The sequence below is a fragment of the Amycolatopsis sp. NPDC004747 genome, assembly GCF_053601335.1.
Window position 1 is genome coordinate 76561 of sequence record NZ_JBSGBQ010000001.1, and the last position, 22347, is coordinate 98907.

Annotated in this window: 17 protein-coding genes; 5 read left to right on the top strand and 12 right to left on the bottom strand. The window is 71.3% G+C overall.

Features of this window, described 5'->3' with window-relative positions:
• Position 1: 1 nt before the first annotated feature.
• The 6 genes from ACWEGE_RS00350 to ACWEGE_RS00375 all read right to left on the bottom strand — a co-directional run bounded on the left by ACWEGE_RS00350 (position 2) and on the right by ACWEGE_RS00375 (position 8797).
• The gene (locus ACWEGE_RS00350; RefSeq protein ID WP_449658277.1) at positions 2-952 is read right to left on the bottom strand and encodes a 3-oxoacyl-ACP synthase III family protein; all 951 of its coding nucleotides are present in this window, start codon (positions 950-952) and stop codon (positions 2-4) included.
• Positions 949-2781, bottom strand: a complete 1833-nt coding sequence (locus tag ACWEGE_RS00355) for a ThiF family adenylyltransferase (RefSeq protein ID WP_449658278.1) — start codon at positions 2779-2781, stop codon at positions 949-951. Before ACWEGE_RS00355 ends, ACWEGE_RS00350 begins: the two co-directional genes overlap by 4 nt.
• Before the next feature lie 383 nt (positions 2782-3164).
• Complete coding sequence (locus tag ACWEGE_RS00360; protein ID WP_449658279.1) at positions 3165-3992, bottom strand: Asp23/Gls24 family envelope stress response protein; 828 nt, start codon at positions 3990-3992, stop codon at positions 3165-3167.
• 223 nt (positions 3993-4215) lie between these two features.
• Positions 4216-5445, bottom strand: coding sequence for an SGNH/GDSL hydrolase family protein (locus ACWEGE_RS00365; RefSeq protein WP_449658280.1), 1230 nt, complete (start codon positions 5443-5445; stop codon positions 4216-4218).
• The gene (locus tag ACWEGE_RS00370) at positions 5442-7739 is read right to left on the bottom strand and encodes a beta-xylosidase/alpha-l-arabinosidase (protein WP_449658281.1); all 2298 of its coding nucleotides are present in this window, start codon (positions 7737-7739) and stop codon (positions 5442-5444) included. Before ACWEGE_RS00370 ends, ACWEGE_RS00365 begins: the two co-directional genes overlap by 4 nt.
• 47 nt (positions 7740-7786) lie before the next feature.
• Positions 7787-8797 (bottom strand): LacI family DNA-binding transcriptional regulator, encoded by a 1011-nt coding sequence (locus ACWEGE_RS00375; protein ID WP_449658282.1) that lies wholly within the window; start codon positions 8795-8797, stop codon positions 7787-7789.
• 135 nt (positions 8798-8932) lie between these two features.
• On the opposite strand from ACWEGE_RS00375, the gene ACWEGE_RS00380 reads away from it, so the two are divergent.
• The 4 genes from ACWEGE_RS00380 to ACWEGE_RS00395 are packed head-to-tail and all read left to right on the top strand — an operon-like array spanning position 8933 to position 15071.
• A complete protein-coding gene (locus ACWEGE_RS00380; RefSeq protein ID WP_449658283.1) occupies positions 8933-10228 on the top strand; it encodes an extracellular solute-binding protein in 1296 nt (431 codons plus the stop codon).
• Positions 10225-11196 (top strand): carbohydrate ABC transporter permease, encoded by a 972-nt coding sequence (locus ACWEGE_RS00385; protein ID WP_449658284.1) that lies wholly within the window; start codon positions 10225-10227, stop codon positions 11194-11196. The genes ACWEGE_RS00380 and ACWEGE_RS00385 overlap by 4 nt, the downstream gene beginning before the upstream one ends.
• Positions 11196-12020, top strand: a complete 825-nt coding sequence (locus ACWEGE_RS00390; RefSeq protein WP_191309490.1) for a carbohydrate ABC transporter permease — start codon at positions 11196-11198, stop codon at positions 12018-12020. The genes ACWEGE_RS00385 and ACWEGE_RS00390 overlap by 1 nt, the downstream gene beginning before the upstream one ends.
• 15 nt (positions 12021-12035) lie before the next feature.
• Positions 12036-15071 carry a glycosyl hydrolase 115 family protein gene (locus ACWEGE_RS00395; protein WP_449658285.1) on the top strand — a complete coding sequence of 1012 codons (3036 nt, stop codon included), beginning with the start codon at positions 12036-12038 and terminating at the stop codon, positions 15069-15071.
• Between the two features lie 137 nt (positions 15072-15208).
• On the opposite strand, the gene ACWEGE_RS00400 is transcribed toward ACWEGE_RS00395, so the two are convergent.
• A complete protein-coding gene (locus tag ACWEGE_RS00400) occupies positions 15209-16279 on the bottom strand; it encodes a LacI family DNA-binding transcriptional regulator (protein WP_449658286.1) in 1071 nt (356 codons plus the stop codon).
• Between the two features lie 89 nt (positions 16280-16368).
• On the opposite strand from ACWEGE_RS00400, the gene ACWEGE_RS00405 reads away from it, so the two are divergent.
• Positions 16369-17385 (top strand): endo-1,4-beta-xylanase, encoded by a 1017-nt coding sequence (locus ACWEGE_RS00405; RefSeq protein ID WP_449658287.1) that lies wholly within the window; start codon positions 16369-16371, stop codon positions 17383-17385.
• On the opposite strand, the gene ACWEGE_RS00410 is transcribed toward ACWEGE_RS00405, so the two are convergent.
• From ACWEGE_RS00410 to ACWEGE_RS00430, 5 genes are all read right to left on the bottom strand, one after another.
• Positions 17375-17920, bottom strand: coding sequence for a polysaccharide deacetylase family protein (locus ACWEGE_RS00410; RefSeq protein WP_449658288.1), 546 nt, complete (start codon positions 17918-17920; stop codon positions 17375-17377). The genes ACWEGE_RS00405 and ACWEGE_RS00410 overlap by 11 nt on opposite strands.
• A 60-nt stretch (positions 17921-17980) precedes the next feature.
• Positions 17981-18913, bottom strand: coding sequence for an acyl-CoA desaturase (locus tag ACWEGE_RS00415; RefSeq protein WP_449658289.1), 933 nt, complete (start codon positions 18911-18913; stop codon positions 17981-17983).
• A 319-nt stretch (positions 18914-19232) separates the two neighbouring features.
• Entirely contained in the window at positions 19233-19436 is a 204-nt protein-coding gene (locus ACWEGE_RS00420; RefSeq protein ID WP_004558414.1) for a cold-shock protein, read from the bottom strand.
• Between the two features lie 100 nt (positions 19437-19536).
• Complete coding sequence (locus ACWEGE_RS00425) at positions 19537-20832, bottom strand: class I SAM-dependent methyltransferase (protein WP_449658290.1); 1296 nt, start codon at positions 20830-20832, stop codon at positions 19537-19539.
• Positions 20814-22211 (bottom strand): FAD-binding oxidoreductase, encoded by a 1398-nt coding sequence (locus tag ACWEGE_RS00430; protein WP_449658291.1) that lies wholly within the window; start codon positions 22209-22211, stop codon positions 20814-20816. Before ACWEGE_RS00430 ends, ACWEGE_RS00425 begins: the two co-directional genes overlap by 19 nt.
• Positions 22212-22347 lie beyond the last annotated feature (136 nt).

The following is a 22347-nucleotide window of genomic DNA, read 5'->3' on the forward strand; positions in this document are numbered from 1 at the left end:
GTCAGCCGTGGCGGAAGCACAACGTGCCCCACTGGAAGCCCGCGCCGATCGACGACACCACGTACGTGTCGCCCGGGCGGACCGCGCCCGGGCCGAACCCGGCGTGCAGGGCCGTGAACACCCCCGCCGATCCCGTGTTGCCCAGGCTGTCCACCGTGATCGGGGCCCGCGAAGGGGGAATGCCCAGCTTCTCCAGCGCCGCGGTGAGGATGTTCAGGTTCGCCTGGTGCAGGAAGAAGTGCGTGACCTCCTCCACCGGCACCGCCGCGTCGTCCGCCGCGCGCAGGATGCTGTCCGGCAGGCAGCGCGTCGCCGTGTTCCACACCGCACGGCCGTTCATCTTCAGGTACGCACCCGGCGCCGGGATCTCGACGTCGTACGACAGCTCCGAGCCGAAGTCCCAGCCCAGCAACCCGGCGCCCGCAGCGGCCCGCGAGAGCACCGCCGCTCCCGCCGCGTCGCCGAAGAACACCCGCGTCGTGCGGTCCGCCGGGTCCGTCACGCGGGACGCGCAGTCCGCCGCCAGCACCAGGACCGTGCGCGCCGCCGGCGTCTGCAGCAGGTGGGCCGCCAGGAACAGCGCCTGGACACCGTTGGCGCACGCCGCCTGCGTGACGTCGAGGGGCAAGGCCCGGTCCGCGCCGAGCAGCTCCTTGACGATCAACGCCGTGGACGGCAACGGCTGGTCGTAGGTGTACGTGCCGACGATGATCGCGTCCAGGTCGCGGGGACCGACCCCGGCCGCGGCCAGGGCCGGCCGGGCCGCCGCCACGCACATGTCCGAGGTCGCGCGGTCCGGCGCCAGGCGGCGGCGCGTCCGGATCCCCGTGCGGCCGACGATCCACTCGTCCGAGGTGTCCAGCGTCGACGCCAGTTCGGCGTTGGTGACGACCTCCGGTGGCAGGTGCACCCCGGTGCCCGTGATCGCCACCGGAACGGGAAGCGCGCTCACGCGAGTCCTCCGGCGTAGACGTCGCGCGAGGGGTGCAGCTGCCGCTCGAGGTCGGTGTAGAACCGGCCGGACTCGCACGGCCTGCCGAGCAGGATGCGCCGGGCCGCCTCCCCGCACAGCGCGCCGCCCAGAGCCACGCCGGAGGCCAGCTGCGGCCAGCTGCTCAGCGTGCGGCCCAGCTCGCCGAACGACGCCGCCAGCTCCGGGCTGATCCGGCCCGCGTCCACCATGGCCAGGATGAGCTCGGTCCTGGCCTGGGAGGTGAGGTCCAGGACGTCGACCGACTTCACGTCGCCGAGCAGTCCGTGCAGCAGCGGGCGGTCGGGTTCGCGGTCGAAGCGCTCGACGTCGAGCATCCCGCGGTCGTTGCAGTCCATCACGACCGGGATGCCGAGCTCGCGCGCGTACTCGCGGGCCGCGATCTTCACCCACGGCGTGTCGCACTCCTCGACGAGCAGGTCGAGACCACCGGCGAAGAAGCGCTCGATGGTCTCCGGCGTCAGGCCCGCCCGCTCGATCCGGATGTCGAGGTAGGGGTCGATCTCGAACATCTGCCGCGCCGACAGCACCGCCTTGTTGACACCGAGGTCGTGCAGGCCGCCGCGCAGCCGGTTCAGGTTGGACAGCCCGAAATCGTCGAAGTCGGCCAGCCGGAACGCGCCGCCGATGCCTTCGAGCGCGAAGGTCAGCGCCGCGCTGTTGCCGACCGACAGGCCGATGACGCCGATCCGCTTGCCGAACAGCCGCCGCTGGTCGGCCCGCTCGATCCGGCCCCGGTTGCGGTCGGTGCGGACCAGCCGGAACTCCTCGCGCGGCAGCACGTGGACCAGCCGCCCCGACCACGGGTACCACGCCCAGGTGCCGTACTCCCACGGCTCCGCGCCGGCCAGCTGGTCCCGCTTCCGGCGTTCGACCTCGACCGCGTCGCGGCACGCCGGTTCGCGGCTGCGGACCAGTTCCGTGAGCTGCTCGTCGATCGTGTCGTGCACTTCGCGGACGTTCCCGGACGCGAGCAGGGCTTCGAGGCCGTCGGCGGTGTGGAGCACCGGTTGCCAGCTGTCGCGGTCGGGCGACGGGGCGCCGGCCAGGGTCACCCGGGCGGTCCGGCGCACCGGCGGCACGGGCAGCAGCGGTGCCGCGCCCGCCGCCGCGATGACGGGGAACTCGTCGCGCAGCCGCGTGACCAGGTCGTGGTGCCGCCCGCCGCCGTCGGCGACGCGGTGCAGCATGATCACGACATCTTCGGTGTACTGCGGGACGTACCGGCGGGTGCCGGGAACCGGCCGGAAGCCGAACCGCTCGTGGAACCGGTCCTGGCCGTCCTTCGTGCCGGACGTGCCGATCATCGCCCGCGCGCCGAGGTGGTGGGCCGCGCCGATCGCGAGGGCGTTCAAGTGCAGCCCGAGCCCGAGCTTCCGGGCGCGGTGTTCGACGACGAGCCTGCTGTGCTCGAACACGTCGCCGTCGCCGAAGCCCTCGGCGGCCAGGAGCTCCTGGTAGGGCTCGTCGCCGAGGAAGTCACGGGACTGGAACAGCGCGCTCGTGTCCGGTGTGGACAGCCGGATGTACCCCAGCGGCGGCCCGCCGGGACTGCGCCGGGCGATGAAGTGCCAGGCCCCGAAGTCGAGGTCCTGGTCGTCGGCGTGGGTGCCGTCCGCACGGAGGAAGGCCGGGCGGCGGCCGTGGTCGAACAGGATGCGGGCGCGCAGGGCGCGGACGGCCTCGAGCAGCGGGCCGCCGTCCTCGCCGGGCTTCGGTCCGAGGAACGCGGTGACGTGCCAGTCCGGCGTTTCGGGCGCGGGTGCGCCGGGGTGGTTCAGGGGTGTCAAGTGTCGCCTTTTCTCCGGAAGTGCCGGACGGCAACGGGAAGCCGCCCGGGAGAAGGCCCCGTCCGGTGGGTGCGTGTGGTCCGGACCAGGGCGGCGGAACGGTAACAGGGCACGGGGACACCGGACCGATGATGGCGACAAGGCCGGGAAAACCTTTACCAGCAGCGGAAGATCGACATCGGGTGACGCCGCACGCCGCTCGTGGTGAAGGTCGGCGGGAGTGATCCACTCGAAGGGGTGGCGGATGATCTCCGAACGCAACGGGTGCCGGCGGGCGGCCGGGGCGGCCGCGGGGTGGCGTCTCGGGACGCTTCACCCCGGCGGGGGAGAAATCGGCAGCCGGCCGGGTGCCCGGCCCCGCGTGCGGGACCGGGCACCGGGGATCAGCCCGCTTCGGGGAAGTGGATGTCGGTGACGTGGACGTCGACGACCTCGACGTCGAGACCCAGGTACTGCTCGACGGCGTCGATCACCGCGACGCGGATCTGCTCGCCGACCGCCTTGACCGCGTGGCCGAACTCGACCACCACGGGGATGGTGACCCACGCGACCTCGTCGGCGAGTTCGACGGTGACGCCGTCCTCGGCGACGCTGTGCACGCCCTCGGTCTGGGCGGCGATCCGCACGACGATCTTGCCGACCACCCCGTCGGCGACCGTGGTGCTGCCGCGGCTGCCCGCGGCGGGACGAGCGGCGGCCGCGTCGGCTTCGGCGGCGGGCTCGTCCTCGGTGACCGGCGCGGCGACCGGCTCGGCCTCGGCGACGACCGGCTCGGCGTCCGCCTCCGGCTCCACGGCTTCGGCGACCGGCTCGGTTTCGGCGACCGGTTCCGCGTCCGCGGTTTCGTCGACCGGCTCGGCCTCGGTCTCGGCCGCGTCTTCGACCTCGGCCGCGTCCGTGTCGTCCTCTTCGGTTTCCTCGGCGGCCGCCTCCTCGTCGGTCGCGGTGACGTCCTCGTCGCTCGTCTCGTCCTCGTCGCTGTCGACCGCGTCCTCTTCCTCGGTTTCCACGGCGGCTTCCGTCTCGGGCGCGGATTCCGTCTCCTCGAGGACACCCGTCTCGGCGGTCTCGGGAGCGCTTTCGGCGGGCGCCTCGGCGACCTCGGGTGCGGGCTCGACGGTGCTGGGCTCGACGGTGCCGTAGGCGTACCCGCCCGAGCCGGCGGTCTCGTTCTTGGAGCGGCCGAAGATGCTGTTCATGACGTCGGACATGGGTTCCCTTTCCGGGAGCGACGAACACCTGTGGGGACAGCAGACGGCGACATGCTAGGGGACGGGCCGTGACCCGCGTCACGGACCCCCTGCCTTCGAGACTCGCTTGTGTCCCAACAGATATCCGCCCGATCACCGTCCGTCAGACCGCGTTCGGCGGTCGGTGATCGGGCGGCCGGGAATCACGTCCTGGAATTGTCTTCTTTTCGGCGCGGCGCCATTTCTAGCCGGCGTGGGGGAAAAGGACGGCGGGAACGCTCGAACCGAGCGCCTGATAGCCCGCGGGATTCAGGTGCAGGTGGTCGCCGACGTCGTAGGCGGGCAGCAGCCGGGCCGGGGCCGCCGGGTCGCGGGCCACCTTGTCGAAGTCGAGCAGCGCGTCGAAGTGCCCCGGCAGGCGGATCCACGCGTTCACCTGCTGCCGGGCCTCTTCCCGGGCCGGGTCGTCGTAGGCGGTGTTGCCGCCGAAGGGCGTGATCGTCGCGCCGTAGACCCGGATGTCCTGGGCGTGCGCCCGGGTGATGATCTGGTCGTAGGCGTCGATCAGGTCGGCGGCGGTCTGGGCGGCGGCGGCCGGGGTGGCCGTGCCGATGTCGTTCACGCCCTCGAACACGATCGCCCACGAAACCCCGCTGGTGGAAAGCAGATCGCGGTCCAGGCGGGCCAGCACGTTCGGGCCGAGGCCGTCCTGCAGCACGCGGTTACCGCCCGCCGCCTGGTTGACCACGGACACCCCGTGCAGGCGCGCGGCGAGCACGTTCGGCCAGCGGTTGTTGCCGTTGGTCGTCGAGCCGCGGCCGTCGGAGATCGAGTCGCCGATCACCGCCACCGCCGAAGCCGGGGACAGCACCTCGATGCCGCTGAGGAAGTACCAGTGGTCGACCGGCGTCGCCCCCGGCAGCTCGAGGTCGGAAACGTGGTTGCCCGCCAGCAGGTACGACGTCGTCCGCGAGCCCGGGTGCGAGGTGATCGACGTCGTCGCCTGGCCGTGCGCCAGGTAGGCCGTCACGGCGATGTTCTCCAGTGACCGCACCGGGAACGGCAGAGGATCGGACACGACCTGCGCGCCCTGCGGGACCGTCGTCGACGGCTTGCCGTGGAACGTCACCGGGACGACGCTGCCGGGGACGACGGAGGAGACGCCGGCGGCGCCGGACACCGGGCGCGCCACCGAAACCGAGGTCAGCGGCAGCGGTGACCCGCCGAAGGCGTTCGAGAACCGCAGCCGGATCCTCGGGCCGCCCACGGTCACCTGCGCGGTCTCGCGCAGGGTCGCGTTGTCGAGCACCCGGTCGGTTCCGGTGAAGGGGGCCGGCGGCAGGTTGCCCGGCTCGGTCAGCTGGGGCATCGACGTCCACGTCGCCACCCAGTGCGAAGGCGCGGGACGGGCGGACGCACCGACGAAGAGCACGGTCAGCACGGCCAGGAAGGCGATCACCAGAGGGCGTCTCACAACGAGAACTCCGGGGTCAGGACCCGGTCGACGCCGACGATCCGGCGCGGCCCGGTCAGCGTGCAGTGCAGGGTCGTGACGATCTCTTCGCTGGAGGTGCCCACCCGCAGCTCGACGTCGCCGGGGTCGACCTGGCGCTGCCGCGCGCGGCCGGTGTAGGACGTCAGGTCGGCGTGCAGGCCGATCTCCAGGACGCAGGTTTCGCCCGGGGGTACCGAAACCCGGCGGGCCGCGATGAGCTGGCGCTCCGGCCGCGCCACCTCGGCCACCGGGTCGTGCAGGTAGACCTGCACGACTTCGGACGCCTCGCGCGCGTGGTCGTTGCGCAGCGTCACCCGCACCCGGCAGACGCCGTCGGTCGGCCAGAGCGATCCCGTCGCGCTGACGTCCAGCCAGGTCGCCGGCGCGTAGGACAGCCCGTGCCCGAACGGGAACAGCGGCGAAGGATCCACTGTGGACACCTCGCTGCGCCGGCCGAGCGGCGCGGCGAGGTACGTCGAGGGCTGACTGGCCCCGGCCCCGGGGAAGCTGACCGGCAGCCTGCCGGCCGGGTTGATCCGTCCACTCAGGACGTCGGCCAGCGCGCCGGCCCCTTCTTCGCCCGGGTAGAACCCGCAGACCACCGCGGCCAGCCGCGGGAGCTGGCGGGACAGCTCGTACGGCCGCCCCGAAAGCAGGACGAGCACCACCGGCTTGCCCGTGTCCAGCAGCGCGTCCAGGAGCTCCTCCTGGCGGCCCGGCAACCGCAGGTCGGGCGCGTCGCAGCCCTCGCCGGACGTCCCGCCGCCGAACAGCCCGGCCCGGTCGCCCAGCACGGCCACGCACACCGACGCGTCCGCGCACGCCGCCACGGCCTGCGCGATCCCTTCGTCGTCGCCGCCCGTGACCGGGCAGCCCAGCGCGTAGGTGACGTCGTAGGCCGAGCCGAGTGCCTCCAGCACCGTGGGCACCGAGACACCGAACGGGACGTCCGGGTGGTGGACACCGACGTGCAGCGGGAAGGAGTAGCAGCCGAGCATCGCGCCGGGGGTGTCCGCACGCGGTCCGACCACGGCGACGCGGGTGCCGGGGGAGAGGGGGAGCGTGCCGTCGTTGTGCAGCAGCACGATCGAGCGCTCGGCCACCTCGCGGGCCAGCGCCCGCGATTCGGCGTCGTCGAGGTCGATCTCGTCGGGGACCTCGGGCGCCCAATCGGCGTCGAGCAGGCCGAGTTCGCACTTCTGGCGCAGCACGCGTTCGAGGGCGCGGTCGACGGCGGCGACGTCGACCGCGCCCCCTTCCACCGCGGCGAGCAGCGGCTCGCCGTAGCAGTCCATGGTCGGCAGCTCGACGTCGATGCCCGCGGTGAGCGCCTGCGCGGCGGCGTCGGCGCGGTCGGCCGCGACCCCGTGCAGGCGGTGCAGGAACGCCACCGCGAAGTAGTCGGCGACCACCGTGCCGTCGAACCCGTAGGTGTCCCGCAGGAGGTCCGTCAGCAGGGCCGGGTCGGCGGCGGACGGGAGACCGTCGGTGTCGGTGTAGGCGTTCATCACCGACCGGGCGCCGGCCCGCAGCGCGTGTTCGAACGGCGGGAGCAGGACGTCGGCGATCTCGCGCGGGCCTGCCGAAACCGGCGCCAGGTTGCGCCCGGCACGGGAGGCGGAGTACCCGACGAAGTGCTTCAGCGTGGCGACGACGCCGGCGGATTCGAGCCCGGCGACGTACGCGCTGCCGATCGTGCCGACCAGGTGGGGGTCCTCGCCGATGGTCTCCTCGATCCGCCCCCAGCGCAGGTCGCGGGCCACGTCGAGGACCGGCGCGAGCCCCTGGTGCACCCCGAGTTCGCGCATGGTCCGCCCGATCTTCACCGCCATCCGGCGGATCAGGTCCGGGTCGAAGGTGGCGCCCCACGACAGCGGGGCCGGGTAGATCGTCGCCTGCCACGCGGCCAGCCCGGTCAGGCATTCTTCGTGCACCACGGCGGGAATCCCGAAGCGGCTGCTGGTGACGATCTGCCGCTGGGTGCGGGCGAGGCTGTGCGCCCCGATCAACGGGTCGACCGGCCGGGTGCCGAACGCGCGGGTCAGCTGCCCGATGCCGTGCTTGACCAGGTCGTCGAGGTCGACCGCCGCGTCGACGAAGTCGTGCTGGTGCGGCGCCATTTCGCCGCCGGAGTCGATGCCGACCCAGACCCCGTAGAGCTGGGCGAGCTTCTCGCGCAGGGTCATCCTGGCCATCAGGGCCCGGACGCGGTCGCCCGGGTCGGCAGCGGGGTCGCGCCACGGCTCTCCGGCCGTGGTGGGCTGCGTGGTCAAGGCTGGGCCGCCCTTCGTCTGGGGAGGAGTGAGGAGGTGGAACCGGTTCAGGGGAGGGCGCGGGTGGAGTGCCGCACCACCAGGCCGGTGTCGAGCGTGACGTGGGTCCGCTCGACCTCGTCGCCGTTGATCAGCGCGATGAGCATCCGGATCGCCCGGTGCCCCATCTCGCGGATCGGCTGGTCCACTGTGGTCAGTGGCGGGCTGCAGAGTGCCGACTCGGGCACGTTGTCGAAGCCCACCACGGAAAGGTCGTCGGGCACGGCCAGCCCGAGCTCGCGGGCCGCGCCCACGGTCGCGATGGCCGAGATGTCGTTCGCGGCGAACACCGCGGTCGGCCGGTCCGGGCCGGTGAGCAGGGCGTGCGCCGAGGCCGCGGAGACCTCCGGGTCGTAGGCACCGATCCGGATGAGGTCTTCGTCCGGCGTGATGCCCGCGGCCGTCAACGCCCGCAGGTACCCGGTCTTGCGCAGTTCGGCCGACTGCAGGTCCGGCCGGCCGGCGAGGAAGGCGATCCGCCGGTGCCCCAGGTCGAGGAGGTGCTCGGTGGCCAGCTGCGCGCCGCGCAGGTTGTCGGAGTCGATCGTCGGCAGGTGCGACGGCCCGGTGTGCGGGTCGACGGCGACGACCGGGGTGCCCGGCACGACCTCCAGGGAAACGGTGGGGGTGACCAGCACGGCGCCGTCGACGAGGGTGCCGCTCAGCCGGGACAGGTAGCGCTTCTCCCAGCCGATCGGGTCGCCGGTGCGCCCGCCCGCGGAGTAGACGACGAGCTCGAAACCGCTGCCGCGGATGGCGTCCGCGGCTCCCTTGAGCAGCTCGGTCGAGAACGGCTCCAGGTCGGCGACCAGGATGCCGATGACGTTCGTCCGGTGGTTTCTCAGGCTCTGCGCCACCAGGCTCGCTTCGTAACCGAGCTCTTCGATCACGGCGCGGACTCGGGCGAGCGTCGCGGCGGAGACGCCGTAGCGCTCGTTGATCACCTTCGAAACCGTGGCCACCGAGACGCCGGCCCGGGCGGCGACGTCACGGATGGTCACCCTGGAACTGGGCTGCATCGGCTCAGACTAACCATAGAAAACGTTATCGACAACGATTGACACGGCATTTGTCCCGGGAGCAGACTCTTCGCCAACCCGGGCGCGGAAGCCGCCCCGTCCAACTCGGCCGAAGTCGTCAGGAGTGGACCCACGATGTTTGTGAAACGCCGGATCACCGTTCTCGCCGCACTGGCGGCCGTCGTCCCGCTCGCGCTGGCCGCGTGCAGCGGGGGGAACGAAACCCCCGCGCAGCCGAGCGGCCCGGTCACCTTGACCTGGTGGCACAACGGCACCACCGACCCGATCAAGTCGGTCTGGGCCCAGGTCGTCGCCGACTACCAGAAGGCGCACCCCGAAGTCACGATCAAGGCCCAGCCGCTGCAGAACGAGGACTTCAACACGAAGGTGCCGCTGGCCCTGCAGTCGCCCGAGCCACCGGACATCTACCAATCCTGGGGCGCGGGCGACCTGGCCGGGCAGATCACCTCGGGCAAGGTCGCCGACATCACCGGCGACACCAAGTCGTGGATCGAGCAGGCCACCGGCAAGTTCGGCGAGAAGTGGCAGGTCGACGGCAAGCAGTACGGCGTGCCGTTCACGCAGCACTTCGTCGGCTTCTGGTACCGCAAGGACCTGTTCCAGCAGGCGGGGATCACCACCCCGCCGAAGACCATGGACGAGCTGAACGCCGCCGTCACGGCGCTGAAGGCCAAGAACATCGCGCCGATCTCGGTCGGCGGCAAGGACCGCTGGCCGGATGCCTTCTACTTCAACTACTTCGCCATCCGCGAATGCTCGACCGCGGTGCTCCAGCAGTCGGTGAAGGCGGTCAAGCTCGAGGACCCGTGCTGGACGAAGGCCGGCCAGGACCTGAAGAACTTCCTGGCCACCGAGCCGTTCCAGACCGGCTTCGCCGGCACGCCCGCCCAGCAGGGCGCGGGCAGCTCCGCCGGCCTCGTCGCCAACGGCAAGGCCGCGATGGAGCTGCAGGGCGACTGGGAGCCCGGCACGATGTCGTCGCTGACCGACGACAAGGACCTGGACTCGAAGATCGGCTGGTTCCCGTTCCCGACCGTGGCGGGTGGCCAGGGCGACCCGGCGGCCGCGCTCGGCGGCGGTGACGGGTTCGCCTGCACCACCCGGGCCTCCAAGGCCTGCACGGCCTTCCTGCAGTACCTGGTCAGCGAGCCGGTGCAGACCGAGCTCGCCGCGAAGGGGACCGGCCTGCCCGTGAACTCCGTGGCGGCGAAGTCCCTGAAGACCGACGTGCTCCGGCAGGTCAACGACTACGGCACCAAGGCGCCGTACGTGCAGATGTACTTCGACCGGGCGTTCCCGACGGCGGTCGGCGCCGCGCTGAACGACGCGGTGGCCAACATGTTCGCCGGCCAGGGCACCCCCGAAGGCATCGTGACCGCCGTCAACCAGGCCGCGGCGGGCAACAAGTGACCACGGCGACGACCCCGGTGCGGGCGGCGGCGCGGCCGCCCGCACCGGCGGTCCGCGCCCGGGCGAAACGCTCCGGTCTCGGCAAACGCCTGGAGCTGGCGGTGCTGCTCGGGCCGGCCCTGCTGGTGTTCGTCGGGTTCGTCCTGGTGCCGATCGGGATCGCCGGCTTCTACAGCATGTTCAAGTGGAACGGCTTCGGCCCGCTCGACGACTTCGTGGGCTTCGACAACTACGCCGACGCGTTCAACGGCACGGTGTTCCAGAGCGCCATCGTGCACAACCTGATCATCGCCGGGTTGTCGGTCGTGGTGCAGCTGCCGTTGTCGATCGGCCTGGCGATGCTGCTCAACCGGAAGCTGCGGGGCCGCGCCGTGCTGCGAGCTCTGGTATTCGCCCCCTACGTGCTGTCCGAGGCGATCACCGCGGTCATCTGGTCGCTCATGCTGCAGCCGAACAGCTTCGTCGACCAAGTGCTCAGGAGCGCCGGGCTCGGCGGGCTGGTGCACAACTGGCTGGCCGACCCGGGCATCGTGCTCTACACGATGTTCGCGGTGATCACCTGGAAGTACATCGGCTTCGGCATCATCCTGCTGCTCGCCGGCCTGCAGGGCGTGCCTGCCGAGCTGCGCGAAGCCGCGGCGCTCGACGGCGCTTCGGCGTGGCAGACCACCCGGCACGTCGTGCTGCCGCTGCTCGGCCCGACCATCCGGATCTGGATCTTCCTGTCGGTGATCGGCTCGCTCCAGCTGTTCGACGTCGTCTGGATCATGACCACCGGCGGCCCGGCGAACGCCTCGACGACGATGGCGACCTACCTGATCGACCACGGCTTCAAGCGCTACGAGTTCGGGTTCGGCTCGGCGGTGGCGGTGATCCTGTTCGTCATCTGCTTCCTGTTCGCCCTGCTGTACCAGCGGTTCGCGCTGCGCCGGGACACCCAGGGCGCCCTGACCAGGATGGTGGGCTGATGCGGTCCGGCAAGTTCGGCCTGTCGATGGGCTACCTCGCGGCGATCGTCATCGTCGGCGTGACGGTGGTGCCGTTGCTGTTCGTCGTGCTCGGCGGGTTCCGCACCAACGCCCAGATCAACACCGACCCGGCCGGGCTGCCCGGCCCGTGGGTGACCGACAACTACGCCTCGGTCCTGGGCTCGAGCGCGTTCTGGACGTTCCTGGGCAACAGCGCACTGATCGCCGTGATCGCGACCGCGCTCGCGGTCGCGCTCGGGTCGATGGCCGGGTACGCCCTTTCGCGGTACCAGTTCAAGGGCCGCGAGGCGTTGTACACGCTGTTCACCATCGGTCTGCTGTTCCCGCTGACGGTGGCGACGCTGCCGCTGTACCTGTGGCTGCGCCAGCTGGGCATGCTGGAGAGCTTCTGGGGCGTGGCGATCCCCGAGGCGGCGTTCTCGCTGCCGGTGACGATCGTGATCCTGCGGCCGTTCATGCACGCGATCCCGGGCGAGATCGAGGACGCGGCCGTGCTCGACGGCGCCACCAGGCTCGGGTTCTTCTGGCGGATCCTGCTGCCGCTGTCGACGCCCGCGCTGACCACGGTCGCCGTGCTGGCCTTCGTCACCAGCTGGAACGCCTACCTGCTGCCGCTGCTGGTGTTCAACGACTCCGGGCACTTCACGCTGCCGCTCGGCGTCGCGATGTTCCAGTCCCAGTTCTCCCAGGACACCGCGCGGGTGCTCGCGTTCACGGCCCTGTCGGCGATCCCGGCGCTCGCGTTCTTCGTGCTCGCCGAACGGCGCATCGTCGGCGGGCTGACCGGATCCGTGAAGGGCTGACTCAGGAGGTCTCCCGTGCCGTCCGAGGTACATCGCCGTACCTTCCTGCAACTACTCGCCGTGGCCGGTGCGGCGGGGTCCGTGACGGGGCCGGGCCTCGCCGAAGCCGGGACCGGGTTCCCGTTGGTGTCGCGGGGAAGGGCCGCGACGATCGTGGTCGGCTCGGGGGACCTCCCCGGCGTGCGGCGGGTCGCCGGCGACCTGGCCGCCGACGTCGAACGCGTCACCGGTGTGCGTCCCGCGGTGGTCTCCGACACCGTCCCCGCGCAGGGCCCGGTCGTCGTGGTCGGGACCCTGGGCCACAGCCCCCTGGTCGACGGGCTGGTCTCGGCCGGGAAGCTCGACGTCACCGGGATCGCGGGCAAGTGGGAGACGTCGCTGAGCCAGGTCGTCGACGGCAGGCTGGTGCTCACCGGCAGTGACCAGCGCGGGGTGATCTACGGCGTCTACGAGGTGTCGCGGCGGATCGGCGTCTCGCCCTGGTACTGGTGGGCGGACGTCCCGCCGCGGCGGCAGGCCGAGCTGCACCTGCCGCGCGAGCGGTTCAGCCTCGGCACCCCGCACGTGAAGTACCGCGGCTTCTTCATCAACGACGAGAACCCGGCGCTGGGCACCTGGGCCCCGGCCTACTTCGGGCCCGGCAAGGCGCCGGGGTTCCCGAACGGCTTCAATCACCTGTTCTTCGCCAAGGTCTTCGAGACCATGCTGCGGCTGCGGGCCAACTACCTCTGGCCGGCGGTGTGGGGACGGGCGTTCGCCGAGGACGACCCGCTCAACCACGCGACGGCCAAGGAGTACGGCATCGTCATGGGCACCTCGCACGAGGCGCCGATGATGCGCGGCATCGAGGAGTGGAACCGGCACGCGGTGCCCGCGGTCCGCGACGCGGCCGGGAACATCACCACCCCGGGCCACGACCCGTACGGCGGCACGGGGGAGTGGAGCTTCCGCCGCAACGGCGAGGCGATCAAGGCCTACTGGACCGACGGGATCCGCCGGATGGCCCGCGAGGACTTCGAAGGGGTCGTCACGCTCGGCATGCGCGGCAACGGCGACGTCGGCCTGCCCGACGGCGACGGCATCGAGCTGATGCGCGAGATCATCGCCACCGAACGGGAGATCCTGGCCCGCGAACTGAGCACCGACGTGCCCCAGGTGTGGACGCTCTACAAGGAAGTCCAGCGGTACTGGGCCAAGGGCCTGCGCCCGCCGGACGACGTCATCGTCGTGTTCACCGACGACAACTGGGGCAACATCCGCAAGATGCCCGACCTGTCGCTGCCGCCGCACCCGGGCGGGTACGGGCTCTACTACCACTTCGACTACGTCGGCGGCGGCCGCAACTACAAGTGGGTCGACACCGCGCTGCTGCCGAACACGTGGGAGCAGCTGCACCAGGCGTACGCCTACGGCAATGACCGGCTGTGGGTGGCCAACGTCGGGGACATGAAGGGCAACGAGCTGCCGCTGCAGTTCTTCCTCGACTACGCCTGGGATCCGGCGGCGCTGCCGGTCGAGCGTCTGTCCACCTGGGAGCGGGAGTTCGCCGCGGAGAACTTCGGCGCGGCCCTGGCGGCGGAGATCGCCGGGGTGCTGCACGACTACGGGCGCCTGCAGTCCCGGCGCAAGCCGGAGCTGCTCAACCGGCGGATCACGGTGGACGCCGCGGGCACGATCGCCTACGACGACCAGATGACGCCGTTCAGCCTGGTCAACCACGGCGAGCTGGACCGGGTCACGCAGGAGTGGCAGGACCTGGCGACCCGGGCCGGGAAGATCTCCGCACGGCTGCCGGCGCACTACCGCGATGCCTTCTACGAACTGGTGCTGTACGCGACGAAAGCGACGGCGAACCTGTATGCGTTGCGGCGCGCCGAGTTCAACAACCTGCTCCACGCGGCCCAGGGCCGGGCTTCGGCGAACGCGCTGGCCGCCGTGACCGAAGCCCGCTTCGCCGACGACCTGGCGCTGGCGGAGGAGTACAACACCGGGATCGCCGGCGGCAAGTGGCAGGGCTTCCAGACCCAGCCGCACATCGACTACGGCGACATCGCCCGGTACGGCCCGAACGCTCCGTGGCAGCAGCCGGAGAAGGACAACGTCGCCCTGCCGGACGTGATCTTCCCGGCGGTGAAGCGCCTCGACCTGCCGTCGGCGGCTTCACTGGGGGTGGCCGTCGACGGCTCCGAGCAGTCGTGGCCCGGCGCGCCGGGGAAGCCGGTGCTGCCGGAGTTCAGTCCGTACCAGAGCGCGCCGCCGCAGTACGTCGAAGTCTTCAACCGCGGCCGGGAACCGTTCCGCTGCACGGTCTCCGCCGGTGCGCCGTGGGTGCAGGTCGAACCGCGCGGCGGCCGGGTGACCGAGGAGCTGCGGATGACCGTCCGGATCGACTGGGCCCGGGCCCCGAAGGGCACCACGACCGTCCCGCTGACTGTGTCGGGCGCGGGTGGTTCGGTGGTGGTGGACGCGGTCGTGCGCAACCCGGAGCTGCCGCCGTCGTGGCGGCGGGGGTTCGTCGAGGCCGGCGGGTACGTGTCGATGGAGGCGGAACACTGCAGCGCCGCCATCGCGACGGCGGAGGCCGGCTGGCGGCGGATCCCGGACATCGGACGAACCGGCGCGGGGATGACCCCGTTCCCGGTGACGGCGGGGAGCCGCGCACCGGGAGCGGGGCCTCGCCTGGAGTACCGGACGACGCTGTTCACGGCCGGGCCGGTGACGCTGTGGGCGTACCTGTCCCCGCGCAGCAACGTCCTGCAAGGTGACGGGCTGAGGTATGCGGTGTCGTTCGACGACGCGGAACCGCAGGTCGTGAACATCACGACGGCCACCGGCGCGGACGACACGGCGATGAACCGCCAGTGGGAGCGGACCACTTCGGACAACGTGAACCTGACGTCGACCCGGCACGTGATCGCGGCGCCGGGACCGCACGTGCTCAAGTTCTGGATGGTCGACCCGGCGGTGGTCGTGCAGAAGCTGGTGATCGACACCGGTGGGCTGCGGCCGAGCTACCTGGGGCCGCCGGAGAGCCTGCGGTGGCCGTGGTGAGAGCGGCGACGAGACCGCGCCCGCCGGGGGTGCCCCCCGTTTTCCACGCTACCGGCAGGCACCGGCAGTTCCGGCGCCCGGAGGTCGCTGAACGACAGCCGGCGCCGCGCCCGCCGGCCGTGGATCAGCTGCGTGTCCTACCTCGCGCCGCCGGTCAGCACCCGGTAACCCCGGTGCGCCGGCGCCGACGTGCTGTGCCGGACGACCAGGCTGGTCGCCAGCTCCAGCCGGTGGCTCTCCGGATCGACCCCGCGGGCCAGCGAAATCGCCAGCCGGGCACCGGCCGCCGCCATCTCCTGCAGGGGCTGGCGGACCGTGGTCAGCTCCGGGGTCAGCCAGCGGGCGATCGGCAGGTCGTCGAAGCCCACCACGGAAAGGTCGTCCGGGATGCGCAGACCCGCGTCCCGAGCGGCCTCGTACACCCCGAGTGCCTGCAGGTCGCTGCCGGCGAACACCGCCGTCGGCCGGTCCGGGAGGGTGAGCAGTGAAGCCAGTTCACGGTAACCGGCCCGGACGTGGAAGTCGCCGCGGCGCACCAGCGCCGGGTCGAACGCCAGGCCCGCCGTCTCCAGCGCCGTGCGGTACCCGTCGATCCGGGCCCGGCTGCACAGGACTCCTTCCGGCCCGCCGATCATCGCGATCCGGCGGTGGCCCAGGTCGATCAGGTGCCGGGTGGCCGTCAGCCCGCCCTGCCAGTTCGTGGCCCCGATCGAGGGCGTCTCCGGTCCGGGCGCGCCGGCCGGGTCGACCACCACCAGCGGGATGTCCCGCGCCCGGAGCTTCGCCAGCTGCCCGCCGGTGAAGTCCGAGCACACCGAAACGATCCCGACCGGCCGGCGGGCGAGGACGCTCTCCAGCCAGCTCTGCCCGGGGGTGTGCCGGCCCGACGATTCCGCCAGCACCACCGCCATTCCGTTTTCGCGGGCGACGCACTCCACCCCGCGGATGATTTCGAGTGCCCACGTGCTTTCGAGTTCGTGGAACATCAGCTCCAGCAGCCGGGAACGACGGGACCGTTCGTCGGCACGACGCCGGTACCCGTATTTCCCGATGACGGCTTCGACGCGGGCGCGCGTGCTTTCGGCGACGTCGGGGCGCCCGTTCAACACTTTCGAAACTGTCGGGACGGAGACACCGGTCTCGGCGGCGATCCGGGCGATGGTCACCCGCGACTCGGTCGGCTCGAGCTCGTCAGACTTCGTTGTCATGAAGGAGATTCTAGGTCATCGAAACCTGAATTGAAACTGTTGGAAAGTTTCGGAGCATCGTTAGCACCATTGTCTCGTGGAGGATGAAGATGCCGGGAAGAATTCCTAAGAAACGCGTCCTGCTGGCGGTGGCGGCCACGCTGGGTATTGCGGTGTGGCAGGCGCCTGCGGCATCCGCGCACACGCCGCTGCAATACACCACGAACCGTTACGTCGGGAGCGCGGTGGCCGCGGCCTACCTGGCCGCGGAAACCGATTACCGGGCGGTGCTCACGCGGGAATTCGACAACGTGACGCCGGAGAACGAGATGAAGTGGGGCACGGTCGAAGCCGTGCGGGGCCAGTACGACTGGTCGGGCGCGGACGCGATCGTCGAGTACGCGCGGACGCACCACAAGACCGTCCGCGGCCACACGCTGGTCTGGCACTCCCAGCTCCCGGACTGGGTCGGTACGCTGCCCGCCGACGAGCTGCGCCGGGTCCTGCGCGACCACATCACCACGGAAGTCAAGCGGTACCAGGGAAAGATTCGCGCCTGGGACGTCGTCAACGAGATCTTCAACGAGGACGGCACCCGGCGTGACACGGTCTTCCGGCAGAAGCTCGGCGACGGTTTCGTGGCCGACGTCTTCCGCTGGGCGCACGCGGCCGACCCGCACGCGAAGCTCTACCTCAACGACTACAACATCGAAGGGATCAACGCCAAGAGCGACGCGGTGTACGACTTGGTGAAGACGCTGCGGCGGCAGGGTGTGCCGATCGACGGCGTCGGCATCCAGGGCCACCTGTCGATCCAGTACGGCTTCCCGGGTCAGTACCGCGAAAACCTGGCCCGCTTCGCCAGGATCGGCGTGGAGACCGCGGTCACCGAGGCCGACGTCCGGATCCCGACGCCGGCCGACCCGGCGAAGCTCGCCACCCAGGCGAGCTACTTCGGGCAGCTCTGGGACGGCTGCCACGCGGTCCGCAAGTGCGTCGAGTTCACGACGTGGGGCTTCACGGACCGGCACTCGTGGGTCCCGGACGTCTTCCCCGGCGAAGGCGCGGCCTGCCTCTTCGACGAGAACCTGCGCCCGAAGCCGGCGTACTTCGCCCTCAACCCCTGACGGGACCGGGACGCAGCCCGCGCGCGGTGAGCGCGGCGAGGATGCGGGGAACCGCGTCGACGGTGGCCGGGCGGCCTTCGTGCATCAGCACGACGCCGCCCGGCTGCACGTCCCCGGCCGCGGCGACGATCTCGTCGGTGGTGCAGCCGGCCCAGTCGCGGGTGTCGACGCTCCACAGCACCTCGGTGAGCCCGTGGACCGCGATCGTCGACGCCACCGCGGCGTCGGTGTCGCCGTAGGGCGGCCGGAACAGCGTCGGCCGGAGCCCGGTCAGCCGGGTCAGGAGGTCCTGCGTGCGCCGGACTTCCCGGTCGCGGTCGGCGTCGTCGGCCAGCGTGGTCAGCTGCGGGTGGGTCCACGTGTGGTTGCCGATGGCGTGCCCCGCCGCGGCGATCGCCCGGACCAGGTCCGGGTGGGCCGCGGCGTGCTCGCCCCACAGGAAGAACGTCGCCCGCGTGCCGCCCAGCGCGGCCAGCAGGGCCGGGGTCGTCTCGGGGTACGGGCCGTCGTCGAAGGTCAGCGCGACCGTGTCCATCGCTCCAAGATCACCGGGCACGGAGGCGGCGGTCAAGGACTTTCGGCCGGCTTTCGGGCCTCAGCGGGCCAGTGCCGCCAGCCGCTTCGCCGTCGGCCAGCGGACGTTCCACGCCCAGCCCAGCTTTTCGAACACCCAGATCACCCGGGCGGAGACGTCGAGCTGGCCGCGCAGCACGCCGTGGCGGGCCGACGTCGGGTCCGCGTGGTGGGTGTTGTGCCAGGACTCGCCCATCGACAGGATGGCCAGCGGCCAGAAGTTCGCCGAGCGGTCGCGGCTGGCGAACGGGCGTTCGCCGATCATGTGGCAGATCGAGTTCACCGACCACGTCACGTGGTGCTGGAAGGAGATCCGGGCCAGACCCGCCCACAGGAACGCGGTCAGCGCACCCCACCACGAAAGGGTGATCAGCCCGCCGAGCAACGGCGGGAGCAGCAGGCTCACCACCACCCACAGCGGGAAGAGCCGGTCGACGACGCGCAGGTCGCGGTCGGCGGCCAGGTCCGGGGCGAACCGGTCGACGTTGGTCTTGTCGCGGCCGAAGAGCCAGCCCATGTGCGCGTGCCAGAAGCCGCGGACCAGCGCCACCGGCGACGTCCCGAACAGCCACGGCGAATGCGGGTCGCCCTCGCGGTCGGAGAAGGCGTGGTGCCGCCGGTGGTCGGCGACCCAGACGAGCACCGGGCCCTGCGCGGCGAGGCCGCCGGCGATCGCGAGGGCGATCCGCAGGGCCCGCTTCGCGCGGAACGCGCCGTGCGTGAAGTAGCGGTGGTAGCCGACGGTGATCCCCAGCGTCGACACCACGAAGAACGCGGCGCCGATCGCGAGGTCGACCCAGCTGATGCCCCAGCCCCAGAACACCGGGACGGCGACGGCCAGCGCCACGAACGGGACCAGCAGGAACGTGCGGATGGTGATGAGCTCGGGGATCGTCTGCTTGCCGGAGAGCACGGGTTTCGGGGCCGGCCGGGCTGCCTTCACGGAGGCGGTCATGCACTACTCGTTTCGAATTCGGCGCCGCGCGCGGGCGCGGAAGGCCGGGGAGCGGGAACACCCGGCGAAAAGGGGACTGCGGTGGCCGGGCGCGTCACCGCTCCTGCCGGTGAACTGCCGCGGTGGCCGCGCGGTGAGAGTGGGGCCGGCGGGGACGCCGGCGTACGTGGTGCTCTCGCCACCACTCACGTTACCTGATCGTTGTGAACCCGCAGTGTGGTCGAGAGGGACCGCCTGATCGGCCTACTCGCGAGGGGCCCGGAAAACGGGCAAGGCCCCCGCCCCGGAGCGGGGCGAGGGCCTTAGGGTGCCTCGTGGCTCAGATGACGCTCACGCGCTGGGCCTGCGGGCCCTTCTGGCCCTGGCCGATTTCGAACTCCACGCGCTGACCCTCGTCGAGCGACTTGAAGCCGCTGCCCTGGATCTCGGAGTAGTGGACGAACACGTCCGGACCCCCGCCGTCCTGCGCGATGAAGCCGAAGCCCTTTTCGCCGTTGAACCACTTGACACTGCCCTGAGCCATACCCATACCTACTCTTTGTTGTGAGCCTGGATGTCCCATTCGGACACCCGGTCTCCCCACCATCCTCGCATCACCCGCCCCGCGTGGCCACCCCCGGTGGTCAAACTCCCCAATCGGGTCGCAGCGGCATGCCCATCCCGCCCTCGCTGTCGGTCCGCACGCCGAGGATGTGGTGCAGTTCGATCTCGCGCCGTTCGAAGGCCAGCCGGCAGGCCGCCAGGTAGAGCGCCCACACCCGGCTGCGCCCGGCACCGGCCTCGGCGACCGCCTCGTCCCAGTGCTCGTCGAGGTTGGCGCACCAGCCGGCCAGCGTCTTCGCGTAGTGCTCGCGCAGGTTCTCCGAGTGCCGCACCTCCAGCCCGGCGTCGTGCATGGCCGTCATCAGCTCGCCGGGTGCCTCCAGCTCGCCGTCCGGGAAGACGTAACGGTCGATGAAGCCCCGCGACCGGTGGGCGACGCTGGTGTCCGGGTTGGTGATGCAGTGGTTGAGCAGCCGCCCGTGCGGCTTGAGCTTGCCGGCCAGGAAGCGGAAGTAGCCCGGCACGTTGCGCGCGCCGATGTGCTCGGTCAGGCCGATCGACGAGATCGCGTCGAACCCGGTTTCGGTGACGTCCCGGTAGTCGAGGTGGCGGATCTCGGCGCGGTCGGCGATCCCCAGCGCGACGACGTTCTTCTGCGCCCACTGGGCTTGTTCGCGCGAAAGGGTGACGCCGATGGCCTCGACGCCGTAGTGCCGGACGGCGTGCGCGACCATGCCGCCCCAGCCGCAGCCGACGTCGAGCAGCTTCATCCCGGGCTTGAGGCCGAGCTTGCGGCAGACCAGGTCGAACTTGTTCGCCTGCGCTTCCTCCAGCGTGGCGTCCTCGTGCGGGAACACCGCGCACGTGTAGGCCATCGACGGGCCGAGGACCAGCTCGTAGAACCGGTTTGACACGTCGTAGTGGCTCGCGATGGCCTCGCTGTCGCGCTGCTTCGAGTGCCGCAGCGCGGTCAGCCCGCGCCGGAACCGGCTCGGGTGCTCTTCGGCGGGCGGCTTGACCAGGCGCAGGTGGCGCGGGCCGAGCTTGCGCAGCAGCCACAGCCGATCGGCCGGGGTCAGCTGGTCGACCTGGGCCGCCAGCGCGTGCAGTGCCGTGTAGAGGTCGCCCTCGACCTCGAGCGCGCCGGCGACGTACGCGCGGGCGAGGCCGAGGTCGCCGGGGGAGGACATCAGGTAGTCCAGCGCGAGCGGCGAGCGCACCTCGAAGGCCACCGGCGCGTCGGCCGGGCCGCTGCGGCTGCCGTCGTAGGCGGTGATCGAGACCTCGGCGCGCGGGCCGAGCAGCCGCTCGAAGACGGCGCCGACGGTGATGTTTTCCTGGGTCACGTTCGTTCCTTTCACCGGCGGCGGACGCATTTTTCGTAGAGGCCGAGCAGCCGCTCGCGCGGGTCGTAGCTGCGCTTGAGCGCCCGGTAGGCGTCGCCGTTGTAGAGCCGCCAGAACTCGTCTTCGGTGTAGAAGCTGTCCGAGTAGAGCGACTTGTGCCCGCCGAGGCGGGTGACCTCGGCCTCGATCATCCGGTTGTGCACACCGTCGCGCTCGCCGGGGTCCAGCGGCACGGCCGACCAGAACCCGAAGTTGACGTAGAGCTGTTCGGGGTCCAGTTCGTAGAGCGGCCAGCGGACGCCGCCGGGCCGCTGGCGCAGCGGGCAGATCCAGACCGGGCTGATCGGGATCTCCCGCTCGAAGAACGCCAGGAACTCCGCGGCGCGGCCGACCGGCACCTCGATGTCCTGCACGATCGTCTCCTCCGGCGGCAGCCGCCGGAGTTTCAGGAGGCGCTCGGCGATCCGGAACCGGCGGTCGAGCGCGACGGCCTTCCAGTACACCGAGGACCGCAGGAACCGGCGGCCGAGCAGCAGCCGGGGCAACCGGTGCTGGACGCCGAACGCGCGCGAGCACCAGAACCAGTCGGTGTCCCAGCGCCAGAGGTAGTCGCGCACGGTGAGGTGGTCGGTCTGCCGCCGCTGGATCGAGCGGTAGTAGATGTCGAGCCAGGTGTAGTCGCTCGTCGCGGGCGCGGTGGCGGTGAACGTCCCCAGGGTCAGGTACAACTCGTCCGGGCCGAACACCGTGCCGTCGACGAAATCGACGTGCTCGCCGTCGTGCTCGCTCTTCGCGCAGACCTCGGCCAGTGCTTCGAAGAACTTCTCGCGGTCGTGGTGGCGGACGTGCCGCACCTTCACGAACGGCTTCACCGGTTCCAGGAGGATCTTCAGCCGCAGCGCGTAGCCGAGGGTGCCGTAGGAGTTGGGGAAGCCGTGGAACAGGTCGCGGTGCTCGTTGTCCGGGGTGGCGACGACGATCCGCCCGTCCCCGGTGAGGATCTCCAGCTCGAGGACCGACTCGTGCGGCATCCCGTTGCGGAAGGACGAGGACTCGATGCCGAGGCCGGTCACCGCGCCGCCGAGGGTGATCGTCTTCAGCTGCGGCACGACCAGCGGCATCAGCCCGTGCGGCAGGGTGGCGTCGACGAGCTGCTCGTAGGTGACCATCCCTTCGACGTCGGCGGTGCGGGTCGCGGGGTCGACGTGCAGCACGTGGGTGAAGCCGGAGACGTCCAGCCCGGGGTGTTTCGCGGCGGCCCGGGAGCGGAACAGGTTGGAGGTCCGTTTCGCCAGCCGGACGGTCGCTTCGCCGTCGATCGCGGTGAGCTGCCGTCTCAGCGCGTCGACGCGGGCTTCGTGTTCGGGGAACGGCGGGGCTTCCGGCGCCCCGGCCTGATCGATGGTCACGAAGTCGATCCTGCCTCACGCCGACGGCGGACGCACTGCGCCGCCGGGGCCCGGTTTTCCGGCCCGTCCCGGGTGGTGGGAACGGTTCAGGCGGGTGTCCGCTTCGCGGGGCCCGGCCGGCGCTGCCCGGAACGCG

Bases quoted from the DNA above. Each gene is read 5' to 3' on its own strand.
- ACWEGE_RS00360 (WP_449658279.1), bottom strand. From the start codon at position 3,992: ATGTCCGACGTCATGAACAGCATCTTCGGCCGCTCCAAGAACGAGACC.
- ACWEGE_RS00375 (WP_449658282.1), bottom strand. From the start codon at position 8,797: ATGCAGCCCAGTTCCAGGGTGACCATCCGTGACGTCGCCGCCCGGGCC.
- ACWEGE_RS00380 (WP_449658283.1), top strand. From the start codon at position 8,933: ATGTTTGTGAAACGCCGGATCACCGTTCTCGCCGCACTGGCGGCCGTC.
- ACWEGE_RS00390 (WP_191309490.1), top strand. From the start codon at position 11,196: ATGCGGTCCGGCAAGTTCGGCCTGTCGATGGGCTACCTCGCGGCGATC.
- ACWEGE_RS00400 (WP_449658286.1), bottom strand. From the start codon at position 16,279: ATGACAACGAAGTCTGACGAGCTCGAGCCGACCGAGTCGCGGGTGACC.
- ACWEGE_RS00405 (WP_449658287.1), top strand. From the start codon at position 16,369: ATGCCGGGAAGAATTCCTAAGAAACGCGTCCTGCTGGCGGTGGCGGCC.
- ACWEGE_RS00410 (WP_449658288.1), bottom strand. From the start codon at position 17,920: ATGGACACGGTCGCGCTGACCTTCGACGACGGCCCGTACCCCGAGACG.
- ACWEGE_RS00415 (WP_449658289.1), bottom strand. From the start codon at position 18,913: ATGACCGCCTCCGTGAAGGCAGCCCGGCCGGCCCCGAAACCCGTGCTC.
- ACWEGE_RS00420 (WP_004558414.1), bottom strand. From the start codon at position 19,436: ATGGCTCAGGGCAGTGTCAAGTGGTTCAACGGCGAAAAGGGCTTCGGC.
- ACWEGE_RS00425 (WP_449658290.1), bottom strand. From the start codon at position 20,832: ATGCGTCCGCCGCCGGTGAAAGGAACGAACGTGACCCAGGAAAACATC.